The sequence below is a fragment of the Paracoccus sp. DMF-8 genome, from assembly GCF_029309835.1.
Taxonomy (GTDB): domain Bacteria; phylum Pseudomonadota; class Alphaproteobacteria; order Rhodobacterales; family Rhodobacteraceae; genus Paracoccus.
Genome location: NZ_JARJHL010000018.1, coordinates 25,737 through 40,918 on the forward strand (window position 1 = coordinate 25,737; position 15,182 = coordinate 40,918).

Genomic DNA, 15,182 nt, shown 5'->3' on the forward strand with positions numbered 1-15,182 from the left:
TAGCCCACTGGATTCGCAGTGTGAATCCCTCAGAAAACGGAGTTCTGCAACAACGCCTTGGAGGTCCGTGATAGAAGCTACTTGAACTTGGCCTCCTTAGGGATCGCCCGAACTCAGCATCAGTGAACATAAAACTTACTGCGTAGTAAGCGTATGTGATATGTCAGCTTTGATACTTTGGGCTGTGTTATTTTCTGGATCGACCTGCAACCAGAATGATACCCTGCCAAGAAGCCGTTCTGCAGCAAGTGGGTCGGGAACAGTTTGCCGTTTCGAGAACTCCACGGGTCCAAACTTCTTTAGGAAATATGCGTCTGACTTGATCTTTCTAACAGTTCTCCTGGGTAATTTCATTTTGCCCGTTCCGATTGAAACCCCCGTTACGATCTTTTTAGAACGCGGGCCGCTCACCCTGGTCTTGGCCTTATTTAACTTAAACCCAAATGACTCTACAATAAAAGAAATCTTATTGATAGCATCGCTTTCAATTACTTCACCTGAGAATGTCATGTCGTCCGCATATCTACTATATTTTAAGTCTAGCATATTAGATAACTCTTCAAGTTCATGATCCAAATTTTTACATAGGTAGTTGCTAAGCGCTGGACTGGTGGGTGCGCCTTGTGGGAGGCTTCCATCGACGCAACAAATTTCAGTCAAAACGAGCGATACGGAAGGTGGATAACCTAGCCCGAGAAAAGCGTTTAGGACAAGATTGCTATTTATCGAAGGGAAGAAGTCCAATATATCAATATTGAGCAAGAAGCTTCGACCTAGGTGCTCTGCGGCATTATTCACCACAGAGCGCCCACTAACAAAGCCAAAGGCGCGATCAGATACTTCCAAGTTCTGGAGTATCTCGCGATTAACCCATCGTTGGCAGTGCAAAAGGCTGGGTTGCGGAACCGAAATGGTTCTAATCCCCCCACTGCGCTTTGGAATTGAGAATTTTCTGTAGAACTCACCGCTATTTCTAACAACTGCGGCGAGGAGGCTTTCCTCAACGTCTAAAAGCCGTGCCAGATGTCGGAATTCGAATACTGGCGGTAACCCCGAGGCCTGAAGCGTCTCAACAAAGCGCAGGTATGCGTCCACCAACTGTTTATGGCCGGTAACGTGTTCAGAGTAAAAGTCGCGCCATCCGTCGACGTTCATATTTGCTGTCCGTGTGAAAGACGCGGGAGATACCTAAGTATTTTATCATTTATGATAATCACAGGAAGACCCTTGTGGTCTTCCTATTAGTTCCGCAGGAACAATAGGCTCCCTTTAGGGAGCCTGTCGTTAACGACGGCCTCAACCACAGAGGCGACTACGCCTCTAAGTGCTATCCATCCCGCGTCTTTCTTTGATAAGAAAGCAGAAAAACTTAGGCTGTTCAAGGGCGTCTTAGAAAGAAATTTACGTCTAAGCGCGACAAGTCGGGAAGGTAAGGCTCATCTCTATCTATCGATTGAGGGTTTTGAGAAGTCTTCAGCGCCCAGTCTCGTGCCACAACAAAGAATATCTCTTTTCTCTTTAAGAAGACCCAATCTCGGCCTTTTGCGGTCAATCTCGCGGACATGCCCTCAATTTCGCAAAGTTCATGTGTCATTAACATCAAAAGAGTGGACGCAAGTTGTCCTGGGGAAAGTAGCTTCGTTTCGTGGAGCTGATAAAGGTCAACCCAGTTATCGGCAGTATATAGCAGTGAAATGACTTCACGGTCATAACTTTCCATCATATCCTCGGGATCAACACATCTCTCTCTGGCCCCTTCTTTAGACGCGGCCACCAAAAGAGCGGGAAATTATTGTTTGGAGGATTATCTCCTTCTGAGTAATATAGCGCCTCACTTGCTCTCCATCCAAATAAGTAGTCTTGTAATTTCTTCCTTCCATGCCTTTCGTGCAGTATTGACTCCAGTCGCCTCATATCTGTGAGAGCAGCGGTAAGCTCGGGGTCTGAAAAATGGTCAGAGATTCCTTTCTTCAGCCAAGTCACAGCGAAATAGCTATCTACAAGTGGTTCGATTACATTTTTACTTTGCTCCATGGCGGCCGCGACAGCGACATAGATTTTACAGGTTTTTTTCTGCTCATCAAGTTTCTTCTTTATCCAATCAACTTTTCCCCTGACAGATTCACCGCTTCCGCAAAAATCGTCTACCACCACAATCGCTTTTCCGTCAGCGACACGTTCCACCGCCGCCTCGAGACCGTTTATAAAGTTCGCTGTCTTCCAGCCGCAGGTTTCAGCGAAAACGCCCTTCATCTGCTGAACATAAGCTGATGAGCTGTCGGCAAGCTCGCGATCATTGATGGCTATAATTTGCGTTTCGACTTGCGTAAGGGACCATTCTTTGGTGATTTTCTCGCAAATCCTCCGCCTCGCATCCAGCTGATCATTCGGTGTGAAAAAATTGATCCTAGAAACAAGGTTTAACACCAAGCTGGCCTCCCGTTCGTTCTCGCATATTGCGAGCAGATCGTAAAACGCCGAAGATCTTCTTATCAGCCAAGGGTGGCGCAATGTAAGTTTCAATAGGACACCGAAGTCGTTTCTCGATATCTGATTCGGAAGGCGGTCAATTTCCATGGGACTAAACGCTTTTGTTCTGCGGACCTTCGTGTTGCAGGTTCGCGCAATGCTAACGCCTGTATTGACTTTTACAATCGAGATCCTCTGAAGCCAAGCTTTAGCTGCGCTGACCTGAGCCCCGCATTTTCCTCCAGTTTGAGGTAGAATCCGCCCCAAACGAGGAGACGGACGACGAAGCGATCGAGCAACGGCCCTGGACACTCCTACCCTGCCTGGTAGCGTAGCCCGAAAACGAGGGCTCCCCACATATGCCACCCGCCGACTGTCCGATCTGCGCCCAAATCGCGGGCCAGTTTGCTTTTCGTTGCCTCGGGCCGACAGGCGAGATCATCGCACCAGGGCGCCATGTTTCGAACTGGGCAGAGCTGAACGCGACCGAACAACTGTCGATGCTGACTTTGATTTCGGCGGCTTTGGTGGAGGACGTGGCGGGGATCAGGCCGGGAAGTGTCCACGGACACTTCGTCCTGCAACTCTCAGAATCTGGCGTCGACAGACCAGGTCTGCTGATCGCCGGAGGCGACGACCCTCTCATGTCCCATCTGATCCGGCATATCGACACCGCCGACTCTGTCGATCTTGCGGTGGCTTTTGCACTAGACAGCGGGGTGAGCCTGATCTTCCCCTGGCTGGAGGATCTGCTGGGCCGGGGCGGCCAGCTGCGCTTGATCGTTGGTGATTACCTGGATGTGACCGAGCCTTCAGCCCTGCGCAAGCTGCGGGATCTGGACAAGGAGGGGCTGACGGGCTGTCTGGATGCCCGGGTTTTCGAAACCCAAGGCACCAGCTTTCATCCGAAGGCCTGGTTGTTTCGTGCGAGCGGGGACGCCGGTGCCACGATCGTCGGAAGCTCCAACCTCAGCCGTTCGGCCCTTACCGATGGGGTGGAGTGGAACCTGCATTCTGCATCTGCAGGCGATGTCCAGGCGGTGGAAGCGGCATTCTCATCGCTTCTGGCAGACTCGAGGGTGGTGCCGCTGACGGACAGCTGGATCGATGGCTATGCCGCGCGTCGACGAGCGCGACCGCTACCCCACTTTGCTGCCAAGACGCTAGAGGCCGAACCGCCGAAGCTGGCTCCTGAACCGCATGGCATTCAGGTCGAGGCGCTGCAGGCATTGGAGGCCACGCGAAGGAATGGCTTGAGAGCCGGGCTGGTCGTTCTGGCAACCGGCCTCGGGAAAACCTGGCTCTCGGCCTTCGACAGCCGGGGATTTGACAGGGTGCTTTTCGTGGCGCATCGCGAGGAGATCCTGGCGCAAGCCATGTCAACCTATCGCCAGATCAGGCCGGAAGCGCGGTTTGGTCGCTACTCCGGTATCGCGAAGGAAGAGGGCGAGATCATCTTTGCCTCGATCCAGACGCTGGGCCGGGCCGAGCATCTACGCCGTTTCGCTCCTGACGATTTCGACTACATCGTGGTGGATGAGTTCCATCATGCTTCTGCCGCCAGCTATCGCGGGCTTCTGGATCATTTCACGCCGCGCTTCCTTTTGGGGCTGACCGCTACGCCGGAACGGACCGACGGTGGCGATCTTCTGTCGCTCTGCGGTGAAAACCTGGTGTTTCGCTGCGACCTTCATGAAGGGATCACCCGGGGCCTTCTGGCGCCGTTCCACTACTTCGGAGTGCCGGATGATGTGGATTATGCCCAGATCCCCTGGCGATCTTCTCGGTTCGACGAGGGCGCGCTGACCGAGGCGGTCGCGACCACCGCGCGGGCCGAGAATGCTCTGGCCCAACTGCGCCGGCATGGTCATGGCCCGGCCATTGGCTTCTGTGTCTCCCAACGCCATGCCGACTTCATGGCGCAATACTTCATCAAGGCAGGGCTGCGCGCCGTCGCAGTTCACTCCGGCGCCAATTCGGCACCCCGCGCCAGCTCCCTGGAAGCCCTAGGCAGGGGTGACCTCGACATTCTCTTTGCGGTCGACATGTTCAATGAAGGTGTCGACGTGCCGGGCATCGGCACTGTGCTCATGCTGCGGCCGACAGAAAGCACCATCCTCTTCCTACAGCAACTGGGCCGGGGCCTACGCCGTCTTGGTGACAAAGTGCTGCGGGTGGTCGACTACATCGGCAACCACCGGACATTCCTGACCAAGGCGCGCGCCCTTCTTGCAGCAGGAGAGGGGGATCGCTCGCAGTCGCAAAGGCTAGCGGCAGCGGCGGCCGGAACGCTGGAACTGCCGCCCGGATGTGAGGTCACCTATGAACTCGAGGCGCTCGACATCCTGCGCGGGATGCTGAAACAGCGCGGCGGTGCCGATGAGGCCGAGGCCTGGTATCTGGACTTCCGCAATCGGCTGGGGACACGTCCGACCGCGACGGAATTTGCCCATGCCGGATTTGCTCCTGCGCGCACCGGACATGGCAGCTGGTTCGATTTCGTGCGGGACATGGGTGATCCGGTGCCGGACGCGGCCTCGGTCCACAAGGCACTGCTGCAAAGCATTGAGAAAGGCAGCTTCGCCGACGCCGCCCCCATTCTGACGCTGCTGGCCTTGATCCCCGAATTCCAGAACGGCGAGATGCGGGTGCGGCTGGTTGAGAAAGCCGCTGTTATCGCGTTGCGCCGAAATGTGCCCATAGATCCGGACCAACTTGGGACAGGTTGGTCGCATTGGGCGATGAGCCCAGAGTTTCGGGTGGAGGGGGACAGGCTGGTGTTGCGCCGCCGTCTATCAGCAGAGATGTCCGGGCTTATGACCGAGCTTGCCGATTGGCGTCTTTCGGAGATGGCGGGCAAGGCGCCGCTCCGGAATGAAATCGATGATAGAAGCGAAGCGTTCCGGACCGGACCACAGCTCTGGCGGGAATACATGCGGGAAGAGATCCCGCCGCTGTTCGGACAGACCTTCAATCCCGGAAACTGGAATGCGGGCATCGTCATGCTGGACAATAACATGGTGCTGCTGACCACGCTCAAGAAGGGTAGCCTGTCTGCCGGAAACCATTACGAGGACCGTTTTCTTGCCCCCGGTCGCCTGCAGTGGCAGAGCCAGACCCGAACCAACCAAGCCAGCCGCCACGGCCAGATCTTATCCGGTCAGCTGCCAGGCCATCGCGTCCATCTGTTCGTGAGAAGCGAGAAGTTGCGCGGCAAGACTGCGGCGCCCTTCCTTTACATCGGTGTGCCGCGTTTTGCCGGATGGCACGGCGAGACACCTATCACCATTAACTGGGATCTGCCGGAGCCCGTGCCAGAGCATTTCCGCAAAATGCTGCGCGTGCCATGAACTGAGCCAATAGAAACTTATTGGTCGCCCGAAGGATGTCGTCGCGTGCGCGGGCGGCAGGGCAGTCTTCCTTCCAGAGGCGGCCGTTCTTGCGGATCGGGATAACGGCGGTGCCGCCGCGATCCAGGATGGCCGTGTGACAACGTCGGCTGTCGAAGGCGCCGTCGCCGGTCACGGTGCCGATCTGTTCGGCGGGCGGGATCTGATCCAGAAGGTCCGGCAGGACAGGGCTGTCTCCCTCACGCCTTGAGGTGAATTCCACCGCCCGGATGTCACCGGTAGCCGTGTCAATCGCCAGATGGACCTTGCGGTATTGGCGCCTGCTTTGCGTGCCGTGCTTGCGCGCCAGCCACTCTCCGTCACCCAAGAACTTGATCCCGGTGCTGTCCACCAGCAGGTCCAGCGGCCCTGGCGCGCGGCGGCTGGATATCTGAACGGCAAGGGTCTTCTGTCTGCGGCTCAGGGTGGAAAAGTCCGGCACCGCCCAGTAGAGCCCTGCCATCTCCAGGATACTGGCCACCATGCCCGTGCATTGCCGAAGCGGCAGGCCAAAGAGCACCTTCACCATGAGACAAAACTGGATCGCTGCATTGGAGAACACTGGCGGGCGGCCGGGACGACCGAACTTCGGGGCAAGCCATTCCATATCCCTGTCCAACCAGATCAGCAGCGAGCCGCGCTGCTTCAGGGCGTCATTGTAGGATTTCCAGTTCGTCGTGCGATAGCGGGCAGCTTCAGGTTTCGTCATGCGAGGACGCTTAACCTACTGCAGCGGCAAACTCTGCCCCCAGAGGCCCTCGCCTGCGCCAACATGGCGGGAAGGCGAGGGACTTGGATAGTGCTCATATCAGCCCGGCGCGCCCTTCAGGCCCAGCAAGGCTCGGGCATCTGCAGGAGTTGCGATGTCCAGCGACAGCTCGGTCAGAATGGACTGTATCTTGCTGACCTGTTCGGCGCAGGACGTTGCCAGTTCGCCTCTACCCAAGGACAGACTGTCCTCCAGCCCCACGCGAACATGCCCACCCAAGATTGCACCCATCGTGACAAGGGGCATCTGGTGCCGTCCGGCTCCCAGCACCGAGAACTGGTAGGAGCCGCGACCGAACAGGCGGTCGGCCGTCTGGCGCATGACCATCAGGTTCTCAGGGTCCGGGCCGATACCGCCCAGGATGCCCATCACGGTTTGAATGAAGAAGGGCGGCTTGACCAGCCCCTCGTCAACGAAGTGCTTCAGGTTGTGAAGGCGGCCCTGACGACCTCGTCCGCAATGCGAATGACGGCAGCCACGGCAACCGGATCGTCCAGAACTTCACCGAAGGTGCAGCCCAATGCGGCCGACATGCCGCTGAAGGTGGCGTTCATAAGCAGCTTGGACCATCGCACCCCCATCAGGTCATCCAGAACCGGCGTGTGGCCGACACATTCAAGATGCTCCTGTGCGACCAACAACAGGGGGTGCGACGCACCATAAGAACCGATTTCGAAGGCGAAGTCGCGCACGACCTCGGCTCGCGTCGTCAACCGCGACTGCCCGGGTCTCTCCCAAGTTGCGCCGAAACCGACGGTCCCGCCCATCGTCCTGTCCGCGCCGACGATCGCGGCGACGGAGGGTTCCGGGATGCCGTTCTGCAACGTGCAGACAAGGCTGCCCGGATGCAGATGCGGCAGCAGATGTGTCAGGACCTGCGCATTGGCTGTTTGTTTGCTCAGCAGGAAGACGAGGTCATAGGGTCCCTGCATCCGATCCGGCGTGATGGCGCGGACAGGCACCTGCAGCTCCATCTCGCCGCTGATCCGCGCGCCATTCTGGTTGAGGGCTTCGACATGAGGGATGTTGGTATCGACCAGTTCGACCGGCCGGCCCCCTTTCGTCATCAAGGCTCCGATGATGGTGCCGAGCGAGCCGGCACCAATGATCGCTGCTTTGGTCATGCCGCGTCTGCCTTGATCGTCGGATCGTTCTCTCGACGGATCCGCAAGGCGACGGCGCGGGTCGAGGCGCTGACCTGGGGTTCAAAATAAGGCTCCCATGCCTCTTTCGGCGGCCGCGGCGTCAGGTAGACCGCGATCAGCGTCGCCACCAGCGAGAAGGCGGCACCCCAGGCAAAGGCATTGGCGGAACCGCCCACTTTTGCCGCGATGAAGACGGCAGCCCCGACTACGATCCCGGTATAGGCGCCGGCCCGGTTCATCCGCTTCCAGAAAAGACCCAGCCAGACAGGCCACATGAACGCCGCCCCGAAGGCCCCGTAGACATAGGTGAAGCCCATCGCCAGCAGCAGCGGAGGCTTGATCGCGCTGATCACCGCCACAAAGCCAAGACCCAGCACCGCCAGGCGCAGGTGGCGGGTTGCCGCTGCGTCGTCGAACTCCCGGTCCGGGTTGAGCTGGCGGAAGATGTCGTAGTAGATCGAGGTTCCGCAGTTCAGAAGCATCGAATTCGCCGTGGATACTGCTGCGGCCAGCAGTGCGATCAGCGTCATTGCCCCGACGAAGGCTGGCGCGTGGCTTTGCACGATCAGCGGCATGATATAGTCCGTCGTGCGCCCCTCTGGCAGGCTGGGCAGCAGCGCCTTCGCGCCGAGGCCGATGATGATCAGGCAGGCAAAGATCGGGATCAGCGCTACAAGCGCCCACATCATCTGCAGCACGGCGGCCTTGCTGTTTTTCGGTGCAAGGAAGCGCGCGATCCAGTGCGGCGCAACCGACGCCCCCACGGCATTTGCCATGAAGATGCCCATCAAGACCGACCAGCCGAATGTCCCCGCAGGTGTCAGCAGGATGCCCGGCTCCAGCGGCTCGCCACCCTCGTTGATCGGAGCGGTGGTGGTCGCGATCGTGTCGAGGATGTTGCCGAAACCGCCGGTCGCAGCCAGAACCGCCCATGTTCCGAAGGCAAGGCCGACCAGGATCAGAACCGCGTTCAGCGTGTCCGTGGCAGCGACCGACCAGAAGCCGCCAAGTGAGGTAAGCAGCAGAAGCAAGAGAAAGGCGAAAATGGCGTATTCGTAGGGCACGCCCGTTATCGTGTTGAAGACGATGCCGAAGCCCACGACCTGAAGGTGACAGAAGACGAAATAGCCGACGAACATCAGCGCCGCGACCAGCAACTGCAGATAGCTGACACGCTCGAACGGCTCGAACCGCATTCGGATGAATTCCGGAAAGGTCCTTGCCGGCAGTTCGGGCCGGCGGACGCGGTTCGCAAGGATCGGCATGACGGCAGTGGCAAGGAACCAGCCCGCGACCCACGCGCCTGATCTGGACGCCCAGTTCCGGACCGAGCGGATCGTGTCGTTGGCAGGCTTTCCGATCGTGGCCGATGATAAGGTGCAGGGCCTCCTGTTCGTCGCTGACCGATATGCCCGCGACTACACCGGCCGCGAAATCTCGGTCCTTGGGTCATTCGCACTGCATGCCGGCATCGCAATGCGAAACGCGTCTTTCTTCGCCCGCCTCTCGGAGGCCCTGGAGGACGCCGAGCACAGCCGACTGAGGCTGGAGGCGCACGTCCACCGTGTCGAGCGCTCTGCCGAAGCCCATGATGAGATGATGGCAATGCTGGCCCAAGGTGCCGATCTAACCCGCTTTCTGACCCGCATGGCTGTGCTGGTTGAGGGAGCGATTCAACTGCGTGACGCCGGACTGGTGGTGCGAGAAGAAATCCGCGCACCAGGCTATTCCGGCAGCCTGTTGGATCAACTCCAAGACTTAGACCCGACGCGGATCATTGCTGCTTTGTCAAACTCCCGCGCTAACGGGCGGGCGACGCTCCTTCACCAGAAAGCGAACGAGCGTTGCCTCGCCTTGGCTCTGCCGGGTAGCACAGGGCCGGGAGACAGCCTGCTGATTTGCCACGAAGGGGAGTCTGATGACATCCAGCTCCGCAATCTTGAGCGCAGCGCCGTAGCCCTCTCGATCGCGAAACTTTGGTCCGAAAAGCGCGAGGCTGAACGGCAGATTGCCTCCTCGACGCTACTACGTCATCTGGTGCTGGTTCCCCAGGCGGACGCCGCCACCGTGGTCGCTGCCCGAGATCGTCTCAGGCAGAAGCCCGGACAGTGCCTGCAGTTGGCGCTGTTCGATCTGCCGTCTGACGGTGGCGAATGGTTGCGACAGGCGGCGGAGCAGTATGGGTTGCTGATAGACACCATTCAGGGAAGCCATGTAGCCCTTGGTCCACAGGCACCTCTGACGGATTTCTGTTCTAGCTTGCTTGGGGCTACTGGCATCTTGGTGGAGCCTTTTGAAAGGCTTGAAGGGGCCGCGCACCAGTATTTAAGGGCCAGCAAGATGATGAGCACAATGCAACGCCTTGGTCGTCTCACCCGCCTCCTGCAAGCGCAGGAAGTAAGCCTCTTCGCACAGCTCTTCGAGACAGCCCAGCCGGAGCAGGTCGACGCGTTCGTCCAAGCCCGTGTGGCGGCAATCGACCATCGTGACCCCCACCAGCGAGCACAGTTGAAGACAACATTGCTTTGTTATTTCGACAACCAGTTCAGCTTGGCGCGGACTGCGAGCGAAATGGGTATTCACGTCAACACGGTTCGTCAGCGTCTAGAGACGCTATCTCATGAGCTTGGAGGGTGGGAGGATCCTGTGGCACGCTCCGAACTGCATATCGCACTTCGGCTTGATCATCTGAGCACTGTGGTCAGAACAAGGTCCGATACCTCCCGCAGTTAGCCCTGATTATATTTTATCGTAAACTGGACATTCATATCGTCGGGCAGTGTGGCGGACACCTGTCAGCAAGGATGAGGGAGAGGATAGAGCAGCACCGGGCAGTTGTCAGACGCCGCTGCTGGCTTTGCGCCTTTGGCGCGCAGGACAAGAGGGACTCAGCTCTGTAGGGGATCGACCTGATAGCGCGACAGCAGGGTGTCCACATAGATCTCCGCTAGATAACTGAGTGGTCGACTCGCAGACGTGATCATGTGCAGGTCGATCTGTATCGTTGGATTGAACGGCACCACGGTCAGGCCCCGGTAGTTGTCCGGCAGGGTGGCGGTGCTGGCACGGGCGAGGCTTTTGCCGAAATAAGAATCCACCAGCGCAAGGCCACGGCCGACTGCCACCAGATTCAGCGCCTGCAGCGTCTGGCTTACATGCAGCACAATGTTGGGCATCACCCCGGCTCGAGAAAATGCCATCATCACCCGGCGGCCAGTTAATTCGGCATTGGGGAAGGTGATCAGCGGCTGGCCAGCCAGGTCCTGGGCTGAAAGCTCGTCGCGGTGGGCAAGGGGATGCTCCGACGGCAGCACGCACACCACCGAGCCACGAAACGAGCTATGGCTGACGATACCGGTCTCCATGCCATGCAGCTGGCAGAACCCCACCTCTGCCGCTCCCGTCGTGATCATGTCGAGGACGGAACTGGTTCTGGCCGCTGCCACGTCAAGCAGGGCCTCGGGCGCCAGCCGGCGCAGCTCGTCATGGCCTGCCTCCACTACAGCCACCAGGCTTGAGGGTGCGGTGGCGATGCGCAATACGCCGCGGCGCCCTTCACGCAGGACATCAGCCGGCTGCCTCCACGCGCGCGCCGGGCATTGATGGGTAGGCGGATTTCGCTTGTCAGCCAGAACGCGCTTTCAGGACTCAACCCCTCGACCACCGTCGGCTACCAGATCGCAGAAATGCTGATGGTTCACGAGGGGCTGTCGCGCCGCGCGGCCTACGAGCGAGCCCGTGAACTGCTGAACCTGGTCGGCATCCCGGCAGCTTCCGAGCGGGTCCACCAATATCCTCATGAGTTTTCAGGTGGCATGCGCCAGCGCGCCATGATCGCCATGGGGGTCGCGGCTTCTCCCGACCTTCTCATTGCTGACGAACCAACCACTGCACTTGATGCCACCATCAAGGCACAGATCCTGCGGCTGCTGTCGGACCTGCGAGACACCTTCGGCATGGCCATCATGCTAATAACCCATGACATGGGAGTTGTGGCTAAGATCGCAGACCACATGATGGTTTTGTATGGCGGCCGCGCCGTGGAAAGTGGCGATGTGCGCGAGATCTTCCGTTCGCCCAGGCACCCCTACACTCAGGCGCTCCTTTCGGCAATTCCGCGGCTGGACCGTCCCGAGGCCGATTTGGCCGCTATCGATGGTGTGCCGCCTTCGCCCTATGCACCCCCGCCGGGATGCGCTTTTGCTCCGCGCTGTCCCGTAGCACTGCCGGCCTGCCAGGCAGGTCGCGTGCCGCTGCATGTCGCGCCTTCAGGAGCGCAGGTGTTGTGCCACCTGCCCGGTGTGAGAGGACTAGCCGATGCTCAATGAAAACGACGCTCCGGTTCTCGAGGTCACCGACCTGCGCAAAAGCTTCAGGCTTCGCCGTGGCTGGAGGAAGCCGGCGCTGGAGCTGAATGCCGTCAACGGAATCACTCTGTCGATTGCACGGGGCGAGACGCTTGGCATCGTAGGCGAGAGCGGATGTGGAAAGTCAACTCTTTCGCGGATGCTCTCGGGGGTCATCGAGCCTACTGCTGGCAATTTTCGCTTCGAGGGCGCGAATATGATGGCTATGCCGTCTGGGCAACGACAGACTGCCATGCGCGGCATCCAGATGGTGTTCCAGTCGCCCTACAGCTCGCTCAATCCGCGCATGCGGGCGCTGGAGACCGTGCGCGAGCCGCTCGACATCCATCACCCCGAACTGTCGAAGGCCGAACGCGAAGCTCGCGCGATGGCGATGCTTGCCGAGGTCGGCATCCCGCAGGAATTGGCCCTGCGCTATCCGCATCAGCTGTCGGGAGGCCAGCAGCAACGCATTGGAATTGCCCGTGCCTTGGTGGGTGAGGTGTCGCTTGTGATCTGCGACGAGCCAGTCTCGGCGCTGGATGTTTCAGTTCAGGCCCAGGTGGTGACGCTGCTACGCCGACTCCAGGCCGAACGTGGTCTGGCCTATCTCTTCGTCTCGCACGATCTGGCTGTGGTTGGTGCCATGTCAAACCGCATCGCGGTAATGTATCTGGGGCGGATCGTGGAAATGGGCGCGGCCCGCGAATTGCTGGCCAGTCCGCGGCACCCCTATACACGGATCCTGGTGGAAAGCGCCAATATCCCCGACCCCGACGTGGAGCGCAGCCGTGAAACCCAGGTGCTGACCGGCGAACCACCGCGCCCGACCGACCCGGATGTCGGCTGTCGCTTTGCGGGGCTTTGCCCAAAGGCGAGCGAACTCTGTCGCCGTAGCCGCCCGGAACTTCTGACCGAACCGGTGGGTGGCCATGCCGTTGCCTGCCACTTCCCGAACTGATTGGTAAATCCTATGTCTCAGGTCCCCGCAGAACAGGCACCCGCGCCCGATGGCATGTCCTGGTGGTTTCAGGAGGCCATTGCCGCCGAAGCACCGTCTTCCGCGACTACCGCCCCCGCAGGGCAATCCCGGGCTGATGTGGTGGTGGTTGGCGGTGGGTTCACTGGGCTCTGGACCGCCCTGCGTCTACGCGAGCGCGCGCCGCATCTCTCGGTAACACTGATCGAGGGAGGTCTCTGCGGTTCGGGCGCGTCCGGTAAGAACGGCGGCAAGGTGCATGGTTACTGGGGTTCTCTAGCCACCATGGTGGCTAACTTCGGGCCAGACAAGGCGCTGGAGATTGCACGCCTCGGGACCAAAGCTCAGGACATGATGCGTAACTTCGCCAATGCACCTGGCCGCGATGTCTGGTGGCGTGAGGGAGGCAATCTGCGCGCCATTACCACCGATTTGCAGGAAACCAAGGCACAGGCCGCCGTCGCCATGGCCAAAGAACTCGGCGTGCCTGACAGTGTAGTGGCACTCAGCCGCGAGGAGCTCGCGTGCCATGTGCGATCACCGGTATTTCGAGGCGGTCTTGCGCTTCCCGAGGGCGCCAATGTCCAGCCTGCGCGCCTGGCGCGGGCGCTGCGCAGCGCCTGTCTCGATGCCGGGGTCGTAGTCTGGGAAAACACTCCAATGACCGGCTTTGACGAGGGCAGTCCTTGCCGTGTGCGTCACGCGCGGGGGGAGATCCTGTGTGATCAGGTGGTGCTCGCGACCAACATCGCACTGGTCGGCCATCCCCGAGTGGCGCGCAGCCTTGCACTGTTCTCCTCCTATGCAGTGATGACCGAGCCCATGGAGGACATGGTGGAGCGACTGGGTTGGCATGCCGACCAGGGCCTCGCCGATCTGCGCATGTTTGTGCATTACTTCCGTAAAGCGGGACAGGACCGACTGCTTATGGGTTCGGGCTCGGGTCCGATCGCCTTCGGGGCGCAGGTGGATTCGCGCCTGCTGACCCACGATCAACTGGCGGCTGACCGGGCACTGGCGGCGATCCGACGCTTCTTCCCGCAGCTTGGTCGGATCGGCCTTGCAAAGTCATGGGGTGGCGGCATCGACATCTCGCCCGATCGGCTGCCGTTCTTTGTCACCACTGGTGGCGGCCGCGTGCATTTGGGCGCGGGCTATTCCGGCCATGGCGTTAACGCCACCCGCATCGGTGGCGAATGCCTCTCAGGCTTGGTGCTGGGCGTCAAGGACGATTGGACCCAATCTCCGTTCTGCACCCGCAGGGTAGCTCGTTTCCCGGCCGAGCCTTTCCGCACCTGGGGAGGGCGAGTGGTTCGCTCCGCCATCTTAGGCTGCGAAGATGCCGAGGAGCACGGCCAGCGCGGCACAACTCTGCAACGCGCCGGCGCCGCATTGCCCAAAATACTGGGTATCAAGGTCGGCACTCGCTGACTATCTTCGTTCAAGAAAGATATTGCACAGCCCCTGAATAGCCCCGTGTTTCGTGGACGCTTCCTTCGCTAACTTCGAGGCAAGGAGGCCATGATGGGCACAGGCAATTTCACGGATGAGTTCAAGCGCGATGCGGTCGCGCAGATCACGGAACAGGGCTATGCGGCGAGGGAGGTTTCGCAGCGGCTCGGGTCAGCACGCACTCGCTCTATGAATGGAAGCGCAAGTTCGCGAAGGCAGCGTCGATGACATGGAGAAGGATGCCGAGATCCGGCGGCTGAAGAGGGAACTGGCGCGCTCCTGCTTCAGGACTGCATTCTCCCGCCGCAACCGCTTCAACTCGACATGAGATAGACGGTTGCCTCACTCGGCTCGCTGTCATCACGCTCCTGGCTCAGCCACCGCGTCAGCGTCGACAGCCCGATGCCCAGATCCTCCGCGATCTCCCGCCGCGTCCGGCCGCTGGTCAGTGCCAGCCGCACTGCTTCACGCCGAAACTCCGGCGTCGGTCTGTTCCCGTTTCCCATAGAACACCTCCTGGTTCCTCAGTTGGTGCTCTCCATATTTGCCGGGCAAGTCCAGACTACCTCGCCAGAGATGCTTCGCTGTGCGATGAGGGGTGCGCTTGGCTATCGTGAAGGCAATTCGGGCGGT

Annotated in this window: 11 protein-coding genes and 4 pseudogenes; 6 read left to right on the forward strand and 9 right to left on the reverse strand. The window is 59.6% G+C overall.

The annotated features are described in order from the left end of the window. Window positions 1-135: 135 nt before the first annotated feature. The 3 genes from PE067_RS20620 to PE067_RS20630 form a co-directional block, all read right to left on the reverse strand. Window positions 136-1,155 carry a reverse transcriptase family protein gene (locus PE067_RS20620; RefSeq protein ID WP_276191648.1) on the reverse strand — a complete coding sequence of 340 codons (1,020 nt, stop codon included), beginning with the start codon at window positions 1,153-1,155 and terminating at the stop codon, window positions 136-138. Window positions 1,156-1,378: 223 nt separating this feature from the next. Further along, window positions 1,379-1,720 carry a hypothetical protein gene (locus PE067_RS20625; RefSeq protein ID WP_276191649.1) on the reverse strand — a complete coding sequence of 114 codons (342 nt, stop codon included), beginning with the start codon at window positions 1,718-1,720 and terminating at the stop codon, window positions 1,379-1,381. Further along, a complete protein-coding gene (locus PE067_RS20630) occupies window positions 1,720-2,577 on the reverse strand; it encodes a hypothetical protein (protein WP_276191650.1) in 858 nt (285 codons plus the stop codon). Before PE067_RS20630 ends, PE067_RS20625 begins: the two co-directional genes overlap by 1 nt. A gap of 251 nt (window positions 2,578-2,828) precedes the next feature. Here PE067_RS20630 and PE067_RS20635 point away from each other — a divergent pair, with 251 nt between their 5' ends. Next, window positions 2,829-5,819 carry a DUF3427 domain-containing protein gene (locus PE067_RS20635; protein WP_276191651.1) on the forward strand — a complete coding sequence of 997 codons (2,991 nt, stop codon included), beginning with the start codon at window positions 2,829-2,831 and terminating at the stop codon, window positions 5,817-5,819. 22 nt (window positions 5,820-5,841) lie between these two features. Here PE067_RS20635 and PE067_RS20640 read toward each other — a convergent pair. From PE067_RS20640 to PE067_RS20655, 4 genes and pseudogenes are all read right to left on the reverse strand, one after another. Continuing rightward, window positions 5,842-6,567, reverse strand: a pseudogene (locus PE067_RS20640) (IS5 family transposase); the annotation flags it as partial. Between the two features lie 99 nt (window positions 6,568-6,666). After that, window positions 6,667-7,068, reverse strand: a pseudogene (locus tag PE067_RS20645) (3-keto-5-aminohexanoate cleavage protein); the annotation flags it as partial. After that, the gene (locus PE067_RS20650; RefSeq protein ID WP_276191652.1) at window positions 7,050-7,751 is read right to left on the reverse strand and encodes a 2-dehydropantoate 2-reductase N-terminal domain-containing protein; all 702 of its coding nucleotides are present in this window, start codon (window positions 7,749-7,751) and stop codon (window positions 7,050-7,052) included. The pseudogene PE067_RS20645 and the gene PE067_RS20650, both read right to left, overlap by 19 nt. Continuing rightward, on the reverse strand, window positions 7,748-9,037 hold the full coding sequence (locus PE067_RS20655; RefSeq protein WP_276191653.1) for a sodium:solute symporter family protein: 1,290 nt from the start codon (window positions 9,035-9,037) through the stop codon (window positions 7,748-7,750). Before PE067_RS20655 ends, PE067_RS20650 begins: the two co-directional genes overlap by 4 nt. Here PE067_RS20655 and PE067_RS20660 point away from each other — a divergent pair. After that, window positions 9,036-10,505, forward strand: coding sequence for a helix-turn-helix domain-containing protein (locus PE067_RS20660; protein WP_276191654.1), 1,470 nt, complete (start codon window positions 9,036-9,038; stop codon window positions 10,503-10,505). The two genes, PE067_RS20655 and PE067_RS20660, sit on opposite strands and share 2 nt — an antisense overlap. Window positions 10,506-10,660: 155 nt before the next feature. On the opposite strand, the gene PE067_RS20665 is transcribed toward PE067_RS20660, so the two are convergent. Then, on the reverse strand, window positions 10,661-11,404 hold the full coding sequence (locus tag PE067_RS20665) for a LysR substrate-binding domain-containing protein (protein ID WP_346429752.1): 744 nt from the start codon (window positions 11,402-11,404) through the stop codon (window positions 10,661-10,663). Here PE067_RS20665 and PE067_RS20670 point away from each other — a divergent pair. From PE067_RS20670 to PE067_RS20685, 4 genes and pseudogenes are all read left to right on the forward strand, one after another. Beyond that, the gene (locus PE067_RS20670) at window positions 11,348-12,100 is read left to right on the forward strand and encodes an ABC transporter ATP-binding protein (protein WP_346429753.1); all 753 of its coding nucleotides are present in this window, start codon (window positions 11,348-11,350) and stop codon (window positions 12,098-12,100) included. The genes PE067_RS20665 and PE067_RS20670 overlap by 57 nt on opposite strands. Next, window positions 12,090-13,079 (forward strand): oligopeptide/dipeptide ABC transporter ATP-binding protein, encoded by a 990-nt coding sequence (locus PE067_RS20675; RefSeq protein ID WP_276191656.1) that lies wholly within the window; start codon window positions 12,090-12,092, stop codon window positions 13,077-13,079. The genes PE067_RS20670 and PE067_RS20675 overlap by 11 nt, the downstream gene beginning before the upstream one ends. A gap of 12 nt (window positions 13,080-13,091) precedes the next feature. Beyond that, complete coding sequence (locus PE067_RS20680) at window positions 13,092-14,528, forward strand: FAD-dependent oxidoreductase (RefSeq protein WP_276191657.1); 1,437 nt, start codon at window positions 13,092-13,094, stop codon at window positions 14,526-14,528. Window positions 14,529-14,621: 93 nt separating this feature from the next. Beyond that, window positions 14,622-14,826: pseudogene (locus tag PE067_RS20685) on the forward strand (transposase); the annotation flags it as partial. Here PE067_RS20685 and PE067_RS20690 read toward each other — a convergent pair. Beyond that, window positions 14,826-15,055, reverse strand: a pseudogene (locus tag PE067_RS20690) (transposase); the annotation flags it as partial. The pseudogenes PE067_RS20685 and PE067_RS20690 sit on opposite strands and share 1 nt — an antisense overlap. Window positions 15,056-15,182 lie beyond the last annotated feature (127 nt).